Genomic DNA, 23,600 nt, shown 5'->3' on the forward strand with positions numbered 1-23,600 from the left:
CTCTTAGCAATTCCAGTTAATTTTTACCTTTTTTGATTCGTTTTCTATGGCGATGGCACGCAGCGTTGCTTCTATCCGGACATCTTCCGTAGAATAATTGTCAAAAAAGTTTTCTTTAAACTGGGCAACCATATACATCATTTATTATTTTATGCTTACCGTTTCTTTTGAATGTGATTCTTTATGGAATATGTAACGATTCCCCAAATTGTAAAGTCTTTTTCTGCTGTTACTTTAATAGGTTATTCGTATTTTGGATAAACAGAAAAAACGCTATAAAGCTCAATAATAAATTGAAAAAATTATTGAATGTTGCAGCTTTCGGGTTTAATGTGTGAACCATATAGCAATTAGCCCTGTTAGAGGCCATATAAACCGATTAAACTGTAGAGATTATGAAAGCAAAGGATACAAAAGAAAATGAAAACATAGAGCGTTTGGAAAATAAATATCCTGTAGAGCAATTTGCTACTGAAAATGCTCATAAAGTAACAGACAAGGAGATTGAAGAAGCTGTTAAAGAGGTAAATCCTGATAAAGATAGCCTGGGAAGCAGAGGATAAATAAATAAATCGTATCTTCGCCTGATATATGTAGCAAAAGTTTGTAATACTATTTTGGATATAAGATGCGATTCGTTGTTTTAACTGTTTTTGTTGTGTCTGGGCTTGTTTCTTGTTCTTTGAAACAAGAAGCGGTTTTGAATGAAAAAGAATTGCTTGGTAAAGCGATCTTTTTCGATGAGAATTTATCGGAACCGGCAGGGGAATCGTGTGCAACTTGCCATACTCCCGAAGTTGGTTTTGCTGATAAGTATTCACGTATTACTTCCGAAGGCGCTGTTAAAGGACGGTTCAGTAACCGGAATTCAATGACTTGCGCTTATTCATCCTTCGTTCCTCCGTTGTATTATGATGAAGAGGAAGATACATATATAGGTGGCCTTTTCTGGGACGGCCGCGTTAATACACTGGAAGAACAGGCTGCTCAACCATTTGTTAACCCTTTGGAAATGGCGAATAAAGATTATCTGGTGGTTGTGGAGAAAGTGAAAAAAGCACCCTATTATCCGCAGTTTGTAAAAATTTATGGAGAGCCATTATCTGATGATTCGATTTACAAATGTATTAATAATGCTTTATCTGTTTATGAGCGTTCTGCTGAAGTAAGTCCGTTTACATCTAAATTTGATGCATGGAAAGAGGGAAAATGTAAACTTACCAAGCAAGAAAAAAAAGGGTATAAATTATTTAAAGATAAAGGCCTTTGTGCCGAATGCCATATATTGGATAAAGACGAACGTGCCGGCCGTATATTGTTTACCGATCATACATATGATAACCTGGGAATACCTTGTAACCCTGAGAATCCATTTTATATGATATCAGAACCTTATAACGTTCATGGCCGTGATACGATTGATTTAGGATTGGGGTCTTTCCTGAAAGATAGTGCCCAATATGGTAAATTCCGTGTTCCTACTTTACGGAATATAGCATTGACTGCTCCGTACGGACATAACGGATATTTCAGAACGCTGGAAGAAATAGTGCATTTTTATAATGTGCGTGATATCGAAGATTTTCCTCCTGCCGAATATCCGGCTACGGTTAATAAAGATGAACTTGGAAATCTGGGTCTTACAGTTGAAGAAGAAGCAGCTATCGTTGCTTTTATGAAGACATTGACAGACGGTTATCAAACTGACTAGAGCAACTGGAAATCTTTACCGGCTTCCGCAAAACTTTTTTGTTTCGGATATAGTTTTTATAAAACATAATAACGAAAACAAAAAGCGAATTATCATGGCAAAGAAAGTTGCGGATCAATTGGTAGAAGTAGCGGACCCGGACATGTTCATCTGATTAATGGATTATATGATGCTCACCGTTCCGGTGCTCCGGTTCTGGCTATAGCTTCTACATTACCTTCTTATGAATTCGGTACGCAATATTTTCAGGAAACGAATACCATAAAGTTATTTGACGATTGCAGCTATTATAATCAGGTAGCTACAACAGCAGACCAGTTTCCCCGTATGTTGCAGGGTGCTATTCAGGCGGCTATTTCTTCACGTGGTGTAGGTGTAATCGGTCTGCCTGGCGATTTGGCAGCAGAGGATGCACAAGCTCCTCTTTCTTCTTCACAACCATTTGCTACACGCCAGCGTGTTTGCCCTTCTCAAAAAGAAATTGAAGAATTGGCCGGTTTGCTGAATAAAGCGGATAAGGTAACTATTTACTGCGGAATAGGAGCACAAGAAGCTCATAAGGAATTAGTTGAACTATCTCAGATACTTAAAGCTCCGGTTCTTGTTAATATCATGACAGACCCGAACGCATTGGCTATGCCTCCTAAGATTGAGTTTAATCAGATGTTTGGTTTTGCCCAGACAATGTACAAGTTAATGATGGAAGGCCGTTCGCAGGAAGTGCGCGATACGATAGAGACAAATTTAAAGCATTGGAAAGAAGTGTTCTAAAGGTTCGTCTGCGCGTTCTGCGTCCGGTAACACAAATTCGGGGGGGGGAGGCTATCTCTTTCAACCAAAAGCGGCGGCGGCCCGCTACCGACTGCAGGAGGCATTGACACTCCCCTGGCGGAACCATTGACACTCTCCTGTCAGACCAATCTCCCTAAGTAGGGAGATTGGTCTGACAGGAGAGATCGGGACGCCGGACAAGGCAGGAGGCTAAGGCAAAGGGGGAGGGGGAGGCGATACACCGGCAACTGCCAGTCGCAAAGGTTCTCCGTTTTGTCCGAGAGAGTAAAAGGATGTGAGTAAAAGAGTGCTGTTTTGTGTTATAGTATTTCTGTTATGGTGTACAATGATAAACGATAATTTTATACCTTTGCCTCCCGTTATAAAATATAAAAATTAAGAATACTATAATTATAAAGAAATGGCAAAAGAGCTGAAGGAACTTACTCCTAGAAGTGTGAACTATTCACAGTGGTATCAGGATTTGGTAATTAAAGCGGACTTGGCGGAAAACTCTGCCGTACGCGGTTGTATGGTGATCAAACCATACGGTTATGCAATCTGGGAAAAGATGCAACGTATATTGGACGATATGTTCAAGGAAACCGGTCACGTAAATGCTTACTTCCCGCTCTTAATCCCCAAGTCGTTCTTGAGCAGAGAAGCCGAACACGTAGAAGGATTTGCTAAGGAATGTGCCGTTGTGACGCATTATCGTCTGAAAACAAATCACGATGGGACAGGTGTGGTTGTAGACCCGGCTGCCAAACTGGAAGAAGAACTGATTATCCGTCCTACTTCGGAAACTATCATCTGGAATACGTATAAGAACTGGATTCAGTCTTATCGCGATCTGCCTATCCTGTGTAACCAGTGGGCTAACGTTATGCGTTGGGAGATGCGTACCCGTTTGTTCCTTCGTACAGCCGAGTTCTTGTGGCAGGAAGGGCATACGGCCCATGCTACGCGCGAAGAAGCAGAAATTGAAGCAAAGAAGATGCAGGATGTGTATGCCAACTTTGCCGAAAACTATATGGCTATGCCGGTTATCAAAGGGGTGAAGTCTGAAAGCGAACGTTTTGCAGGTGCACTCGATACTTATACGATTGAAGCAATGATGCAAGACGGAAAAGCCCTTCAGGCCGGTACTTCCCACTTCCTCGGACAGAATTTTGGTAAGGCATTTGATGTAACCTTTATTGATAAAAATGGTAAGACGGATTATGCCTGGGCTACTTCGTGGGGGGTTTCGACCCGTCTGATAGGTGCGCTTATCATGTCGCATTCGGATGACAACGGTTTGGTATTGCCTCCGCATCTGGCTCCTATTCAGGTGGTGATTGTTCCTATCTATCGCAGTGAAGAACAATTGGCTCAGATCAGTGAAAAGGTAAACGGTATTATGGCTACATTGAAATCGATGGGCATCTCTGTTAAGTATGACGATTCCGATAACAAAAAGCCGGGATGGAAGTTTGCCGAATATGAACTGAAAGGTGTTCCGGTACGTCTGGCTATGGGTGGCCGCGATCTTGAAAACAACACGATAGAAATTATGCGCCGTGATACGTTGGAAAAGGAAACCATCACTTGCGACGGCATAGAAGAATATGTAAAGAACCTCTTGGAAGAAATCCAGCAGAATATCTTTAAGAAAGCGCTGGATCATCGTACGGCCAATACCATTACGGTTGATACGTATGACGAGTTCAAAGAAAAGATTGAAGATGGCAACTTCATTCTTGCTCATTGGGACGGTACACCCGAAACGGAAGAGCAGATAAAGAATGAAACGAAAGCCACGATACGCTGCCTGCCTTTGGAAGGTGACATGACCCCCGGCAAATGTATGGTAACAGGAAAGCCTTCGGCCCGTCGCGTATTGTTTGCAAGAGCTTATTAATATCAAATAACGTTATGAGAAAGACCAAAAGTATTTTGTTTGTATTGCTGTTATTAATCGCTTTTTCAGTAAGGGCAGGAGTTGTAGATACGATAAAAGTTTACAGCCCTTCAATGAAAAAAGATATTCAGGTTGTTGTTGTTATTCCTGAAAAGAGTAAAACTCCCGTTCCGGTTGTTTATTTGCTGCATGGTCATGGTGGTAATGCAAAAACGTGGGTTACAATACGGCCGGATTTGCCCCAGTTGGCCGATCAGTATGGAATTATGTTTGTTTGCCCCGACGGTAACCGCAATAGCTGGTATTGGGATAGCCCGAAAGATCCTTCTTTACGGTATGAAACTTTTGTTTCCGGCGAATTGATAAAGTACATAGATTCTCATTATTCTACAATCGAAGATCGTTCGGCTCGTGCCATTACCGGCCTGAGTATGGGTGGACATGGAGCTATGTGGCTTTCTTTGCGCCATAAAGACGTGTTTGGCGCTGCAGGCAGTACAAGTGGAGGGTTGGATATCCGTCCGTTCCCTAATAACTGGGAAATGGCGGAGAAGTTAGGAACAGAATCCGAAAATCGTGAAATATGGGAAGCTCACACTGCAATCAATCAGATTGATCGTTTGCGAAGCGGCGATTTAGCTTTAATTTTTGATTGTGGCTATGACGATTTCTTTTTTGAAGTGAACAATGATTTTCATAAGAAACTTTTAAAATATAAAATTGGTCATGATTTTATTGTCCGTCCCGGAGGTCATACCAACGAATACTGGAAGAATGCTATTGGCTACCAGATATTATTCTTCAAGAACTTTTTTGACAGGAACAAGAAAAAATGAATGTATATAAAAAACAGCCGTTGAAATGTTTCAGCGGCTGTTTTTTTGTCTGTTTTATAGGTTCGGATTTTAACTTAGCCCTTCAACCATACCATTAACAATATCTATATTTTTGGCTTGGGGTTCTTTGGGCAACCCCGGCATACGCATAATCTCACCCATTATAACGACGATCATTTCAGCTCCGTTGTTGATGATAATGTCGCGAACCTTTAACTCAAAATCTTTGGCGACACCATAGGCTTTTGGGTCGGATGAGAAAGAGTATTGCGTTTTGGCAATACAGATAGGATAGTGGGAAATTCCCAGGCTTTCTATCTGTTTTATCTTTTTGTCGGCCAACGTAGTATATACAACTGAAGAAGCTCCGTATATATTTTCAGCTACTTTTTTCACTTTTGTACGTACACTGTCTGTTTCTTCGTAAGTATATTTCAAAGGTTCGGATGGATAGTTTTCTATTGTATCTGCTACCAGCTTGGCAAGTTCAATACCTCCTTCACCTCCTTCGGCAAAGACCGTATTCATGGCAAATCCTACACCCATTTGTTTACAATGCTGTGAGACAAGTTCAATTTCTTCGTCCGTATCAGAAGCAAAACGGTTAAAAGTGACGATTACTTGCTGGCCGAAACCTTGTATGTTCCGGATGTGTTTGTCTAAATTGGCTAGGCCGTTTTTTAATCCTTCTATGTTTTGTTCTTTTATTTTGTCTTCTGGCACACCGCCGTGCAGTTTCAGGCTTTGTGCTGTTGCTACGATAACAGTTAGCTTGGGGTTTAGCCCGGCTTTACGGCATTTGATATTGAAAAACTTTTCGGCTCCTAAATCAGCGCCGAATCCGGCTTCTGTAATTACATAATCTCCGTAGGTCAAAGCCATTTTTGTTGCAAGGATGGAGTTGCAACCATGGGCAATATTGGCAAACGGGCCGCCATGAACGAATGCTGCTGTATTTTCGGTTGTTTGCACCAAGTTTGGCAGTAACGCGTCTTTCAGCAGGACAGTGATGGCTCCGGCTACTCCCAAATCTCTTACAGTAAAGGGTTTGTCGTCATAAGTATAGCCCAATAATATATTGCCTATGCGGCGTTTCAGGTCTTCCAGGTCTGTTGCCAGACAAAGAATTGCCATTATTTCAGATGCGGGAGTAATGTCGAATCCGGTTTCAGTCGGTATTCCGTTTGCCGAACCACCCAGTCCGGATACTATATTTCGCAGGCTACGGTCGTTAACATCCAATACACGTTTCCATTTAATCTCTTTAAGCCCTTCACAGCTATTGCGGGTTTGATAAATGTAATTATCCAGTAAAGCCGTTATCATGTTGTGGGCTGAAGTAATAGCATGGAAATCTCCGGTGAAGTGAAGGTTGATGTTTTCCATAGGCAGCACTTGCGAATAGCCTCCGCCGGCCGCTCCGCCTTTCATCCCGAAACACGGGCCTAAAGATGGCTCACGTAATGCCACAATCGCTTTTTTACCTATTTTATTCAATCCAAGGGCAAGGCCGATTGAGACTGTTGTTTTACCGACACCTGCTTTATTGGGAGTGATGGCTGTTACTAAAATAAGGTTGTGTTCCTTTATTTTTTGCTCATTGATGAGATGATTGGGAATTTTGGCAATATATCTGCCGTAGTTTTGTACTTCCTCCCGGGGAATACCAAGTCCTGAAGCAACCTCTTTTATTTTGCACAGAGAAACTTCCCGTGCAATTTCAATGTCCGATTTCATGTGTAATGTCAGTTTAAAATGTAAACAAAATAAGTGATTTTTAATTTAATAACAAAAAGATAGATGATAAGGTTTGTTATCGGTAGATAGAATGTTTTTATCTTTTATTTTGGATTTGTGGTAATAAAATTGATTAATTTGACTTTATGTTGATAGGTTTATGTGTCATAAATAAGTCTTTTTGCTTACTGGAGTTGGCAAAAATGATACATTTTGATTGTTTTAGTATTAAAGAATTATAAAATTGCTGTCCTGTTGTTGTGTATGTGATAATTTGTTTAATTTTGTGTCGTGATGATATTAAAAAGAAATAATAAATCGTCTTTGTGTGATAAAAAGAAAGATGAGGCGATTGGGATGATGATAGAAGTATAATTTATGTAAGATTGGGTATTATGTCAACAGTAAGATTTAGTTTGGTAACGATCGCTACTAAATCGGTAGTAGCAGAAGTATGGGAAAAGGTTATGTCCGGCATCTTTAACAGCCGCGTGGAATCTGATAAAGACGGATTGAGTGAGTCGAAATGGGAAACAGAATTGCGGAAGCTTCAGGAAGAAGTACATTCATTGTGCCACCATGCTATTCACCAACTTTTACCTATGGCTGGAGTTTACCAACAAAGTCTGCTTGATAATTCGTTGCAAGCTTATTCAGTATATGCTCCGGAAGAAGCTGAAAAGGTCTTTAACGAAGGCAACCGGGTTATTGAAAATATTAAAGGGCATATTTCCGGTATTCGTTACAATGCTTGCGAAATGCGTAAAGCCAATCGCAAATTGAACGAGCTGGAAGATATGCATGCGAAAGCTATTATGTATCACAATACGGTTAAACCTTATATGAATACATTATGTTATCATATGGAGCAATTAAAAGCTATTTTAAGATAGTCAGTTATATACATGTTATGTTATAAAAAGGCCGGCGTGAAGTTATTCTTCAACCGGCTTTTTCGTATCATTATTTTATATAACTTTGCACCCTTAATTTGAGATAGATATGATTACATACATAATTATTGGCATAACAGTTGTTCTCTCCTTTATATGTTTCGGAAACAGGGAGTTGTTTATGAAATTGGCATTTATCCCTTACCGTACGGTTAAGAACCATGAATGGTATCGGTTGGTTACTCATGGCTTCATACATGCAGATATGACACATTTATTGGTAAACATGTTTACCTTCTGGTCTTTTGGCGTATATATGGAGCAAACATTCAAGTATATGGGCTTTGGAAACGGAGCTTACCTGGCTTTATATTTTGGAGGGATGATTATTGCTTCGGTTTATGACCTTATTAAGCATCGTAATGATCCGTATTATATATCTATAGGTGCTTCGGGTGCAGTTTCTGCAGTTCTGTTTTCTTCTATATTTTTTGATCCGTGGGGTAAAATCCTGTTTTTTGCAATCTTACCGATACCGGGTATTTTATTTGGAGTGCTCTATTTGATATATTGCCAGTATATGGCAAGAAAGGCCGGAGATAATATTAATCATAATGCCCATTTCTATGGAGCAGTTTACGGTTTTGTTTTTCCGATGTTACTGGAACCTTCATTGCTGAATATGTTTCTTTCACACTTTGGATTGTAATCCTTACCTTTGCAGCTCCGAAAGAAAAAGCAGATGGATAAAGATAATAATTTCGGTAGATTACTGATACTGCTCCTGATCACATTTGTAATGTGTCTTGGCATGTACCGGTTGCCGGATCGGTTGTTTGGGTATAAAATAAAGAAGGTTGATTTGCTGGCCGATATACGTGTAAAACCACGGTCGCTTTCTCTCGACTCATTGAGGCAGCAATTGGAAGCAGAGAAGATGGTGCCGGTAGACTCGGCTGCTTTTCGCGATTCTATATTGAAAGTTGCTAATATTGATTCGATGGCTTTGGTAATACGTGATTCCTTATATAAAGCCGTTTATGCAGTACAAGGTGCAGATTCGTTAGGTATGCATATTGAAGATTATTCGGCCGGCCATATCGGTTTAAAACGTTTTTTTGCAGCATTGAATAACCGGCAACAAACCAAGCGTCCTGTGAGGATCGCTTTCTTGGGTGACTCTTTTATCGAAGGCGATATTATGGTTGCAGATTTTCGTTCGAATATGCAGAAACGATTCGGTGGAAGAGGTGTAGGTTTTGTTCCTGTAAATTCTGTTGCTGCACAATTCCGTCCGACGATTGAACAACATAGTGATGGTTGGACAATGTGGTCGATGCTTACAGACCATGAACACGCATATACCCTTTCCGGTATGATGTTTGAATCCCGGGGAGAAAAAGCTTCTGTTTCGATGAAAACAACCAACCGTTATCCGGAGCTTCAGAATGTATCTTCATTAAAGTTCATTTATGAACAAAGCAAAAATACAAAAATGAGTGTTGTTTGTAATGGAGAAACTGATACCTTGCATGTGGTGTTGCCGCCTACTGCTATTGTCACTCAGTATGAATTGACAGGTGCATTTAATAAGGCCGATTTTGTGTTTACGGATGCATCGGATTTACGGGCTTTGGGTGTAGCTTTGGAAGATAATACCGGTGTTGTGGTAGATAATTTTTCTTTACGGGGTAATTCTGGACTGATATTGGAGCGTATGGATATTCCCCGTTGCCAGGCATTGAATAAAATACGTCCGTATGATTTGATTATACTGCAATATGGTCTGAACGTAGTGAGCGAAGATGTTTTACAATATGGCTGGTATACGCAACGAATGGTAGGTGTTATTCGCCATTTGCAGTTGTGCTTTCCCCAGGCAGATATATTAATGTTGGGTGTTTCGGACCGGAGTAAACAAGAAGATGGCGAATTTGAGACGATGCCGGCTGTTTTAGCTTTGTTGCATGCACAACGTCAGGCAGCAAAACGGGCAGGTGTTCCATTCTGGAATGTGTTTGGAGCAATGGGAGGAGAGAATAGCATGGTTCGTTATGTAGAAAAAAACTGGGCAAGCAAGGATTATACACACCTTAGTTTCAGAGGAGGAAAAGAGATAGCTTCTTTTCTATATGAAGCCATATTGTTGGAAAAAGAATTTTATGATGAAGCAGAAAAAACAATATACTAGTATTGGCATTCTTTTACTGATATGGATATCGGCATTACTTACTCCCCGTTTTACGAAAGGAGTTATAGATGATAATATGCTACCATTATCAGAAGGAGATACACTGACAACTTCTTTTGTCCCTGTTTCCTGGCCGGCAACGACAATACCTGTTACAGATTCTTTATGTCGTATTACGGATGATACCCATTCTATAGAATCGTTTTTTGTAGCATTGGATTCTTTGCGGGCCGGAAAGGATACTGTTATCTCGGTCGTGCATTTAGGCGATTCGCATATTCAGGCGGGGCACTATAGCGGACAGGCAATGCGCCTTTTACAGCAACAGTTCGGTAATGCGGGACGAGGGTGGATTTCACCATTGAAGCTGAGCAAGACAAACGAACCGGATGACTATTTTATTTCGTCAGTCGTTAAAGAATGGATTGCAGGGAGATGCATACAAAAGGTGAAGAAAACGTCTCTTGGCATTGGTGGAATAGGAATTCAGACAGAATCACCTTCTGTAAACTTTGATATTAGTATTGCTCCTAATAATGGAGCCGGATATTCCTTTAACCAAGCTGTTTTATACAGAGGCGATAAATCCATGCCGATGCTTCCTGCCGGGAAGTCAAAAGAATCTGCTCATGTATCTTTTGATAAGGGGATTCACATTCCCGGAATACTTGCCGATACATTCCATATTTCTTTTTTGACAGATACTCTGCAATTGCATAGTACGCGTCGTAAACAGGGGACAGATACGTTGCTGCCTGCTTCTTCTTTTAATTCCGTATATTACGGATTTAACCTGACGAACGGTAAACCGGGTATTCTTTACCATTCAATAGGAGTAAACGGAGCTATGTTTGTAAATTATACAGATGAGAATTATGTACGCCAGCTGGCGTTACTTAATCCTTCGTTGCTCATTATTTCCTTGGGAACGAATGAGACTTTCGGACGTAATTTTACGTCACAGGAATTTGAAGGACAGGCAAAAGATTTTATCCGGCTTGTAAAAAAGTATATGCCGGATGTTTGCATACTGCTTACTACGCCTCCCGAATGTTATAAACGGGTTAGGGTGAATAAGAAACGTACTTTTGTCCGTAATGACAATACCCAACGTGCCGCAAAAGCTTTGGTTGATGTAGCCCGTAAGGAAGGAATTGCTTGTTGGGATTTGTTTAGTGCTACAGGAGGTAAAAAATCGTCACGTAAGTGGCAAGAAAAGCAGATGTTCGGACGTGACCGGATTCATTTTACAAAAGAAGGTTATCAGGAACAAGGAATACTTTTATTCCGTGCTTTGATGGATACATATAATCAAACGAGAGAGAATAAAAGTGAGAATTGAAAATTGTAAATGCAATGGATAGTATGTTTTCATTGGAAAAGTTAGGAGAACTGTTTGTTTACCATCATAATGCGCCGATACTGTTTAGTAGCGGTTTATTCTTTTTCTTGTTTATAGGATTCCTGATAGTTTACATGTCTCTCAGGAAACATTTGTTGGCACGTATAATTTATGTTACTCTGTTCTCCCTTTATTTTTATTATAAAAGTAGTGGATTGTGGTTCGGGTTATTAGTTTTTACTGCAACTTCCGATTTTTGTATAGCACAGGGAATTTTCCATACTTCATCGAAGTTGAGGAAGAAATTATTTGTGACATTAAGTTTATGTGTTAATCTGGGAATGCTGGGCTATTTTAAGTATTTCAACTTTTTACGGGAAGTGATAGCTTCTATCGGCCATGAATTGGGTTATCATTTGGGAAATACAGCTATGCAGAGTATAAACTACCAACCGTTGGATATTTTCTTGCCGGTAGGCATTTCGTTTTTTACGTTCCAGAGCATCAGCTATGTTATGGATGTCTACAGAGGACGCATACAACCTCTTAACCGATGGATCGATTATGTGTTTTATGTTTCGTTCTTTCCTCAGTTGGTAGCTGGTCCTATCGTGCGTGCACGCGACTTTATCCCTCAGATTTATAAAACTCCGCAGGTTACCCGTTCAGAGTTTGGCGAAGGCCTTTTCCTTGTTTTATGCGGATTATTTAAGAAGACAGTTATATCCGATTATATCAGCATGAATTTTGTAGACCGTATATTCGATGCTCCGTTGCTTTATACCGGCTTGGAAAATCTGATGGGTGTATATGGTTATGCTTTACAGATCTATTGCGATTTTTCAGGATATTCGGATATGGCAATCGGTATAGCTTTGCTATTGGGTTTCCGTTTTAATATGAACTTTGATTCTCCGTATCAGTCGGCTTCTATTACCGAGTTTTGGAGGCGTTGGCATATTTCATTATCTTCTTGGTTGAAGGATTATTTGTACATATCGTTGGGTGGAAACCGTAAAGGAAGGGTGCGGACTTATATTAATTTGCTTATTACGATGCTTTTGGGCGGTCTATGGCATGGGGCATCCGTTAGCTTTATATTATGGGGCGCATTGCATGGGATTGCATTAGCGGTCGATAAATTTTTTATCGGTAATTTTGGTTTCAAACAACTGGGTGCCGAAATGAAGCCCCTGAATAGGATAGCAGGTATATTGATTACTTTTCACCTGGTATGTTTCGGGTGGATATTATTCCGTGCAAGCTCGATGAAAGTAGTAGGAGAGGTACTTACCCAGATTTTTACAAACTTTCATCCCGAAGTATTTATGCAGTTTGTTATGGGATATAAAGGTGTATTTATACTTATGGTAATTGGATATATACTGCATTTCATGCCGAAAAAAACGGAAAACTGGTTGCAGGGAGTTGTTACCCGTTCTCCTTTGTTACTCCAGGCTGCTATTTTAGCTACTGCTATTTTTATTGTGGTACAATTTAAAAGTGCGGGAGTACAGCCGTTTATTTATTTCCAATTCTAAAGGTTAAGTTCCGCAGATCCGATCCTGATACATTCTGGAATACACTTAGACCGAATTCCGGAATGACGGCTAAGATATGATCGAAGACGTCGGCTTGTACACCCTCATAAGGAACCCAATCTTTGATAGATGAAAAGAAATAGAGTTCAATAGGTATTCCTGTTTCAGTAGGTTGTAAATGACGTACCATGTAAGTAAGTTCTTTGTTTACATCAGGCAGACTTTGCAGGTAACGTACAAGATAAGCCCGGAAGACTCCTAAGTTAGTTTGTCTTCTGCCGTTTACCCATATGGAATTATCTATGTGATGTTCTTCATTATAACGGTGCAATTCTTCTTCTTTCCCATCGATATAATCTGTTATTAGAGATATTTTACGGAATTTATCAAGCATTTCCTGATTACAGAAACATACACTGTTCATATCTATATTTATGGAGCGTTTGATACGGCGTCCGGGAGATTCACTCATACCTCGCCAGTTTTGGAAAGCATCTGTAACGAGAGCATAAGGAGGAATTGTTGTAATGGTATTGTCGAAGTTTTTTACTTTTACGGCATTTAGGGTAACTTCTATTACTGTTCCGTTTGCACCGTATTTATCCATGGTAATCCAATCCCCTGCGCGTAGCATATCGTTTGCCGACAATTGTATGCCGGCAACAAAACCTAATATTGTATCTTTGAATACTAGCATCAGGATAGCAGCCGAGGCTCCTAAACCGGCAAATAATGTAACAGGGGATTTATTAATCAGAATACTGATAATGAAGATGAATCCGATAAAGAATATAGTTACCTGAATAATCTGTATGAATCCTTTTAAAGGCTTATCCTTAAATGTTTCTTTCTGATTGTAAATTTCATGAATAACGTTCAGTGATGCACTGATGAAACGGAGAGATACGGCTATGATATAAATAGCACATACTTTTTGTAGGAAAATTAATAGTTTAGGAAATTCTTCGGGAGGAAAAGCAAAGGGAACCAGTATATATACCAGTATGGCCGGAATGATATGCATCATTTTATTAATGATTTTCCGTTCCACAATCAGATCATCCCATTGGTTTTTTGTCCTTTTGGCCAGCTTTTTAAACATGCCGAGGAAAATATAGCGGCAAGTGTAATCGATAGCTATTGTAATAAGAATGATAAACAAGAGTACAATAGTATTGTCTAATTGGCTGGCTGCATCATTAACAAGACCTAGGTCTGTCAGACGTTCGGTTATCCATTCTTGAATTGTGTGCATATCTGGTTATTTTATTTGATTGTCTATTCCGGTTATCAAAGATAATAATAAATGTAGAGAGTTTTACATTTTACTAAAACATCAGGATCATTTTCTAAAAACATCGGTATCTTTTTAGAAAATGATCCTGATGTTTTTTATAAGAGTATTAGTCTGAATATTGATATACCTTCAGTTCGAATTTGGGAACCATAGCAAAAAAGTGGTCAAAGATGTCTGACTGGATGCGTTCATAATCTTTCCATACTTTGTTACGTGAAAAGAAATAAATTTGGATAGGAACACCATATTCGGTGGATTGCAGCTGGCTGATTATTAAATCCAGCTCGGTGTTAACTATTGGTAAACTGGTTAAATAACGTTCTATGTATACGCGAAATACCTGTGAGTTTGTAGGAATAACACCTTCGGCCGGGTTATAATCGGATAAAAGAGGAACATCTTTTTTTAAGGAATCCAGCATTTCCGGTGTGCAAAATTTGATCGTATTCAAGTCCAGAAAAATAGATTTCATTACTCGCCGGCCTCCCGATTCTGTCATACCACGCCAGTTCTGGAAGGAATTGTTGACCAATGTATAAGGAGGAACCGTCGAAATTGTATTGTCGAAGTTCTGAATTTTTACTGTATTCAACGTAATTTCCTGCACAATTCCGTTCGCATTGGCTGCTGGTATGGTTATCCAGTCTCCGGGCCTGAGCATATCATTGGCCGATAATTGGATTCCGGCAACAAATCCCAGAATCGTATCTTTAAATACTAACATTAAGATAGCGGCAGAGGCGCCTAATCCTGCAAATAAAGTTGCCGGCGATTTGTTGACTATAATGGCTATAATAATAATACCTCCAATAAAAAATACCAATACCTGAAGCACTTGTATAAATCCTTTCATCGGGCGGTTCTTCATGGATTTCTTGAGTGTGGACATATCCAGCATCATTAGCAAAAGACCGTTAATTGCTAATAGTAGGGAAATGACAATATAAATTGAACATATTTTTTGGGAAATGACTAATAATTCTTTGCCGTTAACAAATGCCATTGGTAATAAATTGTACACTAAGAATGCGGGAATTGCGTGTACCAGATTATGTACAACTTTCCGTTTAATCATCAAAGTGTCCCATGTATAGTGGGTTTTCTGGGCTATTTTTCGTACACTACCTACGAAAATAGCCTGGAAAATATAATCTAAACCTATTGCAACGGCTACCATTAAGACAGCAATAATCGACTCATCGAATGTGTTGGCAATTTTGGGATCTATTCCCCATCCGATAAGCAGTTTGTTCATCCAAGTTCCTAAATTTATCATAATAATCGTTTTCATCTTAATGAGATAACATACGAATCGCTATTTAGTTTATTTTGTTCGTCCGGAAAATTGTATATTTGTTGCAATATTTACGAACTTATGAAGTTCTGATGAAACATCTATTGCAAATCATGGCACTTACATGTTATACAAATATCCTATCTGCTCAGATACCGGAATCGCTCAAAGTTTATGAGCATACGTTGAGCAATGGTTTAACCGTTTGGCTGAATGAAGATCATACACAACCCAAAGTCTTTGGTGCTGTTGTGGTGAAAGCCGGTTCTAAAGATTGTCCGAATACGGGCATTGCCCATTATTTTGAGCATATGATGTTTAAAGGTACCGATAAAATCGGCACGACAGATTATGATGCCGAAAAGGTAGTATTGGATTCTATTGCCGCAAAATATGATGAATTGGCTGCTACTCAAGACAGCAAATTACGCTCGTCTATTCAAAAAGAGATTAATGAAATGAGTGTCCGGGCCGCAGAATATGTTATCCCGAATGAGTTCGACCGTTTGATTTCCAGATATGGCGGCACTAAATTAAATGCCGGGACTTCTTACGATTTTACTGTTTATTTCAATACTTTCTCTCCGCAATATATTACGCAATGGGCAGAAATAAACAGCGAACGTTTGTTGAATCCGGTTTTTCGTCTTTTTCAGAGTGAACTGGAAACAGTATATGAAGAGAAGAACATGTATAGCGATATGATCGGTAGCCAGGCAATTGAAAAATTGACTGAGCGCTATTTTTATCCGCATCCGTATGCTTATCCGATTATAGGGAGTACCGAAAGTTTGAAGAATCCTCGTTTATCCGAAATGCAGAAATTCTTTGAAACGTATTATGTGGGATCTAATATGGGATTGATATTAAGTGGCGACTTTGATGCCAAAACCGTTTTACCTATTTTAGAATCTGCCTTTTCGCGTATCCGTAAAGGTGAAGCACCTCAGAGGGAGATTGTAGAGATCCCTCCTTTTAAAGGTAAGGAAAAGATGAAAATAAAGGTTCCGATACCATTTGTGAAAGCAATGGCATTGGGGTTCAGAGGCGTACCGGCCAATCATAAAGATAAGGTGGCTTTGAATATAGCAATGGCGCTTCTGAACAATTCAAACGGAACCGGCTACCTGGATAAACTGACAGTGGAGCATAAAGTTATGGCTTCTATGGCTGTGAATGAGAGTATGAACGAGGCAGGCATTCTGGGAATTCTTGTTGTCCCGAAATTGTTTGTCCAATCTTATTCGGCTGCCGAAAAATTGGTTTGGAAGGAAATAAACCGTATTAAAACCGGAGATTTTAGTGAAGAGACTTTCCAGAGCCTGAAACTTGAACAAAAGCGTGAATATGATTCCGGATTAGAAGATATAAGTGTGCGTGCACAAGCTATGATGCGTATCTTTTCACAAGGGAAAAGCTGGAACGATTATTTGGATGAAGTTGCCCGCATTGATGATCTTTCAAAAGAAGATGTTATGGACGTGGCGCGTAAATATTTCAATGAAAACTATTTATATGTAACGAAGAAAACGGGTAAATATCCGAAGGATAATCTTCCTAAGCCGGATTATACTCCGGTAGTACCGAGGAATAAAGATGCTACTTCCAATTATGTGAAGCAATTACAGGAAATGCCGGAAAAAGAGCTGGAACCACGTTTGCTTGATTTCGAGAAAGATATAAAAATACGGCCGGTTACTTCATTGGCAACTCTGTATGCTTCTCCTAATCCGGTAAATGATATATTTTCTTTGCATTTGGTTTTTGGTATAGGTGCATTGGAACGGCCTATATTGAACCAGACAGCCGGTTATTTGCATTTTATCGGTACGGATTCTTTGTCTTTCAATGATTTTCGTAATCGTTTGCAGACATTGGGAAGTACGTTGGCTTTTGAGGTGAGCGATACGGATTTTGATGTTAAGGTGAGTGGTTTTGAGGCAAATTTACAAGAAACACTTACTTTAGTAGGTGATTTTATGCGTCATGCTAAAGCTGATAATAAAAAGCTAGGCCAAATTGTTGACGATGCGAAGGTAAGCAATAAAGCGTTTGCGAAATCCAGTGAAAGTTTGGCAAAAGCATTGTTGGAAAAAGTGATGTATGGTGAACAGTCCCGTTTCTGGACGAAATTGCCGTTGTCCCGGATAAAGAAATTGAAAGGCCAGGAGTTGGTAGACGCTTTTAACGAGGCTCGTAAAGTAGAATGCTCTATCCATTATTGCGGTTCACATTCTATGGATGAGGTGATTTCTTTGTTAAAAGAGAATTTGCCGGTTCAGGAAATTAATGTTCCTTCTGCTTATCCGTATTATCGGGAAACATTGTCTTATGACGAACCGGTTGTCTACTTTTTCGATATGCCGGATGTGTCGCAAAGTATAGTTTACGGATATATACCGGGAGATGCGTTGAAGGATGAGGAGACGCGTCATGCTGCAAAACTCTTTACCGGATATTTTGGTGGAGATATGTCTTCGTTGATGTTTCAGGAGATAAGGGAATTCCGTTCATTTGCATATCGTGTAAATGCCCGTATTAATCAACCGTCGGCTAAGTTGCCGGACAAGCCTGCTACATTTGTTACTATGCTTTCTACGCAGGGAGACAAAACATTGGATGCAATGACTGTACTCGATTCGTTGATAAAGAAAATGCCCGAACGTCCGGAAGCGCGTGTCGATGCAGTTAAGCAATCGATATTAAACTCTGTGAATAATGAATATCCTTCATTCAGACAGATTTCTCCTAAAATATATACCGCTTTGCGTAATGGATATAATACAGATCCGAACCGGGAGTTATTGGCGGATATTGAGAATATGCACATGAAAGATATTTCCGGTTTCTATGAAAAACATGTGGCAGGACGTCCGGTTGTATATGCTATTGTAGGAAGTTCTAAGCATATTGATATGAAAAAACTGGCATCGTTCGGAACGATCGTCAAAGTAAAAAGAAAAGACATCTATAAATAATAAATGTATAGTAAAGACGAATTAAAGAACCTGAAAGTAGAGTTTTGGGAAAGTTTTGCTGCTTTTTGTGAAGTTCAGCCTTATCTACGCGGAAGGAAAAAAGTTTGGACGTTGAATACGAAAGTAAAAGGAGTGGAGTTGAAGTTCGACGCTACACGAAACGGTGCTTATGTGATATTGGAGGTTGCTCATCGTCAGGAAGACCAACGTCTTGAGATGTTTGAAAAACTGACCTGGTACAAAGAAGTTCTGGAAAAAGATTTTCCAAACGGACTTATCTGGGATATTTGTTATACACGTGAAGCCGGAAATGAAGTAGCACGTATTTATACGGCAAAAGAAGGTATAGACTTTCATCGTCGGGAGCATTGGGGCGAATTCTTTTCTTTTATGTCGCGCCAGATGTATTTATTAGAAAGAAATTTTATGAAGATTGCTGAGTATCTGAGAGAGTAAAGGTTTTTGTCGTACTTTTGTCTATTATAACTACAAAATAATAAAAATGAAGAAAAATGTGTTGTTCCAGCTTTTGTTTGCTGGAGTTTTGTTTTTAGGAACATCTTGTTCTAAAGATGATGTGCCAGATGATCCGGAAGGAACGGTTTCTCTTAATATGCTTAACGAGCAAAACGGAAAGACACGACTTGGAACATCTGATGTTTATATAAATAAAGCGAATAATTTCTATACCAATTCGTGTCTGATTTCCGAAATTGGTAATGTTGGCGGAATAGGAAAAGAGGTTGAACCAAGATTAAATAACCTTGTACGTGAGGTTGCTGTGGCAACAGGAAATATGTATCAGGTTTTTGATGCGGAAACTGTCTTTGATTTTCCTTCGGGAACCAGGGCGATAATGGCCGGGGCTGCCTATTATCGTTTTTATGTCGTAGCTCCGATTGCAGTTGATGATGTTCAAACCGGAGCTATTGTGAAATATGTTTCTGTTTATCCTGATGCACAAGGTCTGCCTGAGTATGGAAAATCTCTCGGAACGGTAACTTATGTTGGTGAAACGGTTTCAATGGAATTGCCTAAAAATACGGAATGTTTTTGGTATGGCGGCGTTTCTGAAGTATTCGATATTTCTGCCGGTGATGGTGTATTGCGAATGACTTTAAATAGAACATCTACTGAATTTAACGGTATATCGGGTACATATGAGGTCTATATTCGTTTGGGCAATGTTTACACAAGTGTGACTGTCCGCGTAAACTAATATTGATTAATATAAAATGAGATTTATAGCCACACTTAATGGTATAAATAATAAGTAAGGAAATGGGATGGATTTATTTATTGCTGGGAGGCTTCTTTGAAATAGGATGGCCGGTTGGTATGAAACTGGCACAGACAACGGGATTGCGTTTTCTGTATCTAGCCTTAGCCGTTGTATCGATGGGACTGAGCGGTTATTTTTTGTATATGGCTCAACGAACGATCCCTATTGGTACGGCTTATGTTGTGTGGACAGGCATTGGTGCCGTAGGAACTTTGTTGATCGGTATTTTCTTTTTTCATGACTCGGCAAGTATTTGGCGTTTGCTATCGGCCTTCTTAATTATTGCCGGAATAATAGGTTTGAAATTAGCATCGTGAAAAATTAAGCTGGAATAGATAATATTTTGACAGATTTATTTGTTAAATGAATAATTATTGTAACTTTGTGACGTAAATAATGAAATAAATGAAAAGAATAGCTTTACATCATCGCCATCATCATTACAACGGGCAATAGTTCGGTGGGCTGTGTGATAGTAAAGATTCGCAATAAACAAGTAAGGCTTGCCGTTTATACGGTAAGCCTTATTTTGTTTTTAAGATGATAATTTTAAAACAAAATACTTATGTTACGAATTGCAGTACAATCAAAAGGTCGTTTATACGACGAAACCATGTTATTGCTGGAAGAAGCCGGCATCAAGTTGAACCGGGGGAAACGTATTCTGCTTTTATCGGCAAAAGGCTTTCCTGTAGAAGTATTATTTCTGCGTGACGACGATATACCACAGTCTGTAGCCAATGGCGTGGCAGATATAGGCATCGTTGGAGAAAATGAATACGTAGAAAAGGGTGGGGAAGCCAAACTGATAAAACGTCTGGGATTCAGTAAGTGCCGTTTATCTCTGGCTATTCCGAAAGAGGAAGAATATAAGGGCATCGAATGGTTTGAAGGAAAAACGATTGCTACATCATATCCGGAGATTTTGAAAGCTTATCTGGCCGAAAAAAAAGTAAAAGCCGAATTTCATGTTATCAGCGGTTCGGTAGAAATAGCTCCGGGCATTGGTCTGGCAGATGCCATTTTTGATATTGTAAGTTCTGGCAGTACTTTGGTGAGCAACCAATTGAAAGAAGTTGAAGTAATTATGCAGAGCGAAGCTTTGCTGATTGCAAATAATGAATTGTCGGAAGAAAAGCAAGCTATTTTGGATGAACTATTGTTCCGTTTTGAGGCAATTCAAGTAGCGGAAGGCAAGAAATACGTATTATTAAATGCTCCAAAGGAAAAACTGAATGAGATTATAGAAGTATTACCGGGAATGAAAAGTCCGACGGTGACTCCTTTAGCTAATGGAGATTGGGTTTCTGTTCAATCTGTTATAGCAGAGAAACATTTTTGGGAAATTATTGGTAAACTTAAATCATTGGGGGCAGAAGGCATTTTGGTTATCCCTATTGAGAAAATGATATTATAGCTATGGAAATCATTAAATATCCGTCAAGGGAAGAATGGCCTTTATTATTGACCAGACCGGCATTGAATGTAAGTATGTTATTTGATACGGTTCGTCCGGTTTTGAATGAAGTACGCGCAGAAGGTGATGCGGCAGTAAGACGATACGAAGAAAAGTTTGACAATGTAACGCTTTCTGATTTACAGGTTTCCGAAGAAGAAATTAACGAAGCTAAGAATCTGGTGTCAGACGAATTGCAACAGGCAATCCGTACGGCAAAGGGAAATATAGAGAAATTCCATGCTTCACAGCGTTTTACAGGCCAGAAGGTGGAAACGACTACTGGCGTGACATGTTGGCAAAAAGCAGTTGCCATAGAGAAAGTCGGTTTGTATATTCCGGGAGGAACGGCGCCATTGTTTTCCACAGTATTAATGTTGGCTGTTCCGGCGCGTATTGCCGGATGTAAAGAGGTAGTATTATGTACGCCGCCGGATAAAGACGGTAGAGTACATCCTGCCATATTATTTGCGGCAGAAGTTGCGGGTGTGAATAAAATATTTAAGATAGGAGGAATACAAGCTATTGCTGCAATGGCTTATGGTACGGAGTCTGTACCAAAGGTGTATAAGATATTTGGTCCGGGAAATCAATATGTGACGGCTGCGAAACAACTTGTAAGTTTGAAAGATGTGGCAATAGATATGCCTGCCGGTCCATCTGAGGTGGAAGTGATTGCTGATGAAAAAGCTAATCCCGATTTTATTGCTGCCGATTTTTTATCGCAGGCAGAACATGGTGTGGATAGCCAGGCCATATTGGTTACAACATCGGAGTATATTGTAGACAAAGTCGTACGGGCTATCGAAGGTCAGTTGGAAAAGCTGAGTCGTAAAGAAATTACAGAGAAATCGTTATCCCATAGCCGTATTATTGTTTTGGACAATGAACAGGAAGTGATTGATTTTACGAACCAATATGCCCCGGAACATTTGATCATTCAAATGGAAAACTATTCTGATGTAGCCGAAAAAGTAGAGAATGCGGGAAGTGTTTTCATGGGTGCTTATACGCCGGAAAGTGCCGGCGACTATGCTTCGGGGACAAATCATACATTGCCTACTAATGGTTATGCAAAAGCTTATAGTGGCGTGAATCTGGATAGTTTCATCAAAAAGATCACTTTCCAGGAGATTACTTCCGAGGGAATACGTAACTTAGGTGGCGCAATTCAGACGATGGCTGCAAATGAGTTGCTGGATGCACACCGTAATGCTGTAACTGTTAGACTGAAGACATTATGATTAGTTTGGAAAAATTGGTAAGGCGAAATGTATGGAACATGAAGCCATATTCGTCTGCAAGAAATGAATTTCATGGGGAAGCTTCCGTATTTCTGGATGCAAACGAGAATCCATGGAATACAGCATATAACCGTTATCCGGATCCTTTGCAAATACAATTGAAAGAACGTATTTCGAAACTAAAAGGTGTTGAGACATCTTCTATATTTTTGGGAAACGGAAGTGATGAGGCTATCGATTTAATATTCAGGGCGTTTTGCGAACCCGGGATGGATTGTGCAATTATGATCGATCCTTCGTATGGCATGTATGAAGTATGTGCCAATTTGAATAATGTGGAATGTAAAAAGGTCTTATTAAATAGCAACTTTGATCTGGATGCGGATAAAATAATAGAGTTGGATGACAATTGGACTAAAGTTGTTTTTCTGTGTTCTCCGAATAATCCTACCGGAAATAGTTTAAACCGGAATGAAATATGTAAAATACTGGATAGGTTTCAGGGACTTGTTGTGATAGATGAAGCATATATAGATTTTTCTTCCCAGCCTTCGTTTCTTTCGGAATTAGATAAATATCCCAATTTAATTGTTCTGCAGACCTTATCAAAAGCTTGGGGAGCGGCTGCAATTCGTTTGGGTATGGCATTTGCTTCTCCTGAAATTATAGGTGTCTTTAATAAAATAAAGTATCCGTATAACGTGAGTAAACCTTCACAGGAAGCAGCATTGGCCGTGTTGGAAAATGAGAAAAACATGCGTGAGGAATTGCGGGTGATTCTTTATGAACGTGCACGCTTGGAGAAAGCTTTGGTAGAACCTCCTTATATGTTTAAGGTTTATCCTTCGGATGCCAACTTTTTATTGGTGGAAGTAGGAAATGCCAATAATGCATATAATTATTTAGTAAAACAAGGCATAGTTGTACGTAATCGCAATAATGTAACCATGTGCCGGGGCTGTTTACGCATTACGGTTGGTACGCCGGAAGAGAATAAAATGATATTAAATGCTTTGAAAAGTATTCCATTATGAAATCCCCATGAGATAAAAAAAACTCGCCAAAGAGAATGAAAATAGTTAAGCTGAAGTTACCTTTGTAGTATCAACTCTACAAATGATTCG

20 protein-coding genes and 1 pseudogene are annotated in these 23,600 nt (G+C 39.5%); 17 read left to right on the forward strand and 4 right to left on the reverse strand.

The window, feature by feature from the left end; genetic code table 11:
* Positions 1 to 3: 3 nt before the first annotated feature.
* Positions 4 to 132, reverse strand: a complete 129-nt coding sequence (locus tag C4S38_RS16225; RefSeq protein WP_262497700.1) for a hypothetical protein — start codon at positions 130 to 132, stop codon at positions 4 to 6.
* A 263-nt stretch (positions 133 to 395) separates the two neighbouring features.
* On the opposite strand from C4S38_RS16225, the gene C4S38_RS15920 reads away from it, so the two are divergent.
* The 5 genes and pseudogenes from C4S38_RS15920 (at position 396) to C4S38_RS07485 (ending at position 5,221) form a co-directional block, all read left to right on the forward strand.
* Positions 396 to 563 (forward strand): hypothetical protein, encoded by a 168-nt coding sequence (locus C4S38_RS15920; RefSeq protein ID WP_200817947.1) that lies wholly within the window; start codon positions 396 to 398, stop codon positions 561 to 563.
* A 65-nt stretch (positions 564 to 628) separates the two neighbouring features.
* Positions 629 to 1,711, forward strand: coding sequence for a cytochrome-c peroxidase (locus C4S38_RS07470; protein WP_103983188.1), 1,083 nt, complete (start codon positions 629 to 631; stop codon positions 1,709 to 1,711).
* A 111-nt stretch (positions 1,712 to 1,822) separates the two neighbouring features.
* Positions 1,823 to 2,311: pseudogene (locus C4S38_RS07475) on the forward strand (thiamine pyrophosphate-binding protein); the annotation flags it as partial.
* Positions 2,312 to 2,903: 592 nt separating this feature from the next.
* Positions 2,904 to 4,385 (forward strand): proline--tRNA ligase, encoded by a 1,482-nt coding sequence (gene proS / locus C4S38_RS07480; RefSeq protein ID WP_103983189.1) that lies wholly within the window; start codon positions 2,904 to 2,906, stop codon positions 4,383 to 4,385.
* Between the two features lie 14 nt (positions 4,386 to 4,399).
* Positions 4,400 to 5,221, forward strand: coding sequence for an alpha/beta hydrolase (locus tag C4S38_RS07485; RefSeq protein ID WP_103983190.1), 822 nt, complete (start codon positions 4,400 to 4,402; stop codon positions 5,219 to 5,221).
* Positions 5,222 to 5,290: 69 nt separating this feature from the next.
* On the opposite strand, the gene C4S38_RS07490 is transcribed toward C4S38_RS07485, so the two are convergent.
* A complete protein-coding gene (locus C4S38_RS07490; protein ID WP_103983191.1) occupies positions 5,291 to 6,958 on the reverse strand; it encodes a formate--tetrahydrofolate ligase in 1,668 nt (555 codons plus the stop codon).
* 395 nt (positions 6,959 to 7,353) lie between these two features.
* Here C4S38_RS07490 and C4S38_RS07495 point away from each other — a divergent pair, with 395 nt between their 5' ends.
* From C4S38_RS07495 to C4S38_RS07515, 5 genes are all read left to right on the forward strand, one after another.
* The gene (locus C4S38_RS07495; RefSeq protein ID WP_103983192.1) at positions 7,354 to 7,851 is read left to right on the forward strand and encodes a glutamine synthetase; all 498 of its coding nucleotides are present in this window, start codon (positions 7,354 to 7,356) and stop codon (positions 7,849 to 7,851) included.
* Between the two features lie 109 nt (positions 7,852 to 7,960).
* Complete coding sequence (locus C4S38_RS07500) at positions 7,961 to 8,560, forward strand: rhomboid family intramembrane serine protease (protein WP_103983193.1); 600 nt, start codon at positions 7,961 to 7,963, stop codon at positions 8,558 to 8,560.
* Positions 8,561 to 8,593: 33 nt separating this feature from the next.
* Positions 8,594 to 10,042, forward strand: coding sequence for an SGNH/GDSL hydrolase family protein (locus C4S38_RS07505; protein WP_103983194.1), 1,449 nt, complete (start codon positions 8,594 to 8,596; stop codon positions 10,040 to 10,042).
* Positions 10,014 to 11,384 (forward strand): GDSL-type esterase/lipase family protein, encoded by a 1,371-nt coding sequence (locus C4S38_RS07510; RefSeq protein ID WP_103983195.1) that lies wholly within the window; start codon positions 10,014 to 10,016, stop codon positions 11,382 to 11,384. The genes C4S38_RS07505 and C4S38_RS07510 overlap by 29 nt, the downstream gene beginning before the upstream one ends.
* A 14-nt stretch (positions 11,385 to 11,398) precedes the next feature.
* Complete coding sequence (locus C4S38_RS07515) at positions 11,399 to 12,925, forward strand: MBOAT family O-acyltransferase (RefSeq protein WP_103983216.1); 1,527 nt, start codon at positions 11,399 to 11,401, stop codon at positions 12,923 to 12,925.
* Here the strand turns inward: C4S38_RS07515 and C4S38_RS07520 are convergent.
* Both C4S38_RS07520 and C4S38_RS07525 read right to left on the reverse strand, forming a co-directional pair.
* The gene (locus tag C4S38_RS07520) at positions 12,906 to 14,180 is read right to left on the reverse strand and encodes a mechanosensitive ion channel family protein (protein WP_103983196.1); all 1,275 of its coding nucleotides are present in this window, start codon (positions 14,178 to 14,180) and stop codon (positions 12,906 to 12,908) included. The genes C4S38_RS07515 and C4S38_RS07520 overlap by 20 nt on opposite strands.
* Before the next feature lie 148 nt (positions 14,181 to 14,328).
* A complete protein-coding gene (locus C4S38_RS07525) occupies positions 14,329 to 15,498 on the reverse strand; it encodes a mechanosensitive ion channel family protein (RefSeq protein ID WP_103983217.1) in 1,170 nt (389 codons plus the stop codon).
* Between the two features lie 131 nt (positions 15,499 to 15,629).
* On the opposite strand from C4S38_RS07525, the gene C4S38_RS07530 reads away from it, so the two are divergent.
* The 7 genes from C4S38_RS07530 (at position 15,630) to hisC (ending at position 23,510) form a co-directional block, all read left to right on the forward strand.
* A complete protein-coding gene (locus C4S38_RS07530) occupies positions 15,630 to 18,494 on the forward strand; it encodes a M16 family metallopeptidase (protein WP_103983197.1) in 2,865 nt (954 codons plus the stop codon).
* 3 nt (positions 18,495 to 18,497) lie between these two features.
* Positions 18,498 to 18,950 (forward strand): DUF4268 domain-containing protein, encoded by a 453-nt coding sequence (locus C4S38_RS07535; RefSeq protein ID WP_099462865.1) that lies wholly within the window; start codon positions 18,498 to 18,500, stop codon positions 18,948 to 18,950.
* Between the two features lie 46 nt (positions 18,951 to 18,996).
* Positions 18,997 to 19,713: a DUF5036 family protein gene (locus C4S38_RS07540; RefSeq protein WP_103983198.1), complete on the forward strand. Its 717-nt coding sequence runs from the start codon at positions 18,997 to 18,999 to the stop codon at positions 19,711 to 19,713.
* Positions 19,714 to 19,775: 62 nt separating this feature from the next.
* The gene (locus C4S38_RS07545) at positions 19,776 to 20,093 is read left to right on the forward strand and encodes a DMT family transporter (protein WP_099462863.1); all 318 of its coding nucleotides are present in this window, start codon (positions 19,776 to 19,778) and stop codon (positions 20,091 to 20,093) included.
* 248 nt (positions 20,094 to 20,341) lie between these two features.
* Positions 20,342 to 21,193, forward strand: a complete 852-nt coding sequence (hisG, locus tag C4S38_RS07550; RefSeq protein WP_099462862.1) for an ATP phosphoribosyltransferase — start codon at positions 20,342 to 20,344, stop codon at positions 21,191 to 21,193.
* A gap of 2 nt (positions 21,194 to 21,195) precedes the next feature.
* Positions 21,196 to 22,476, forward strand: a complete 1,281-nt coding sequence (hisD, locus tag C4S38_RS07555; RefSeq protein WP_103983199.1) for a histidinol dehydrogenase — start codon at positions 21,196 to 21,198, stop codon at positions 22,474 to 22,476.
* On the forward strand, positions 22,473 to 23,510 hold the full coding sequence (hisC, locus tag C4S38_RS07560) for a histidinol-phosphate transaminase (protein ID WP_103983200.1): 1,038 nt from the start codon (positions 22,473 to 22,475) through the stop codon (positions 23,508 to 23,510). Before hisD ends, hisC begins: the two co-directional genes overlap by 4 nt.
* Positions 23,511 to 23,600: the final 90 nt, after the last annotated feature.

Origin of the sequence: Parabacteroides chinchillae (genome assembly GCF_900108035.1) — a bacterium.
GTDB classification, from domain to species: Bacteria; Bacteroidota; Bacteroidia; order Bacteroidales; family Tannerellaceae; genus Parabacteroides; species Parabacteroides chinchillae.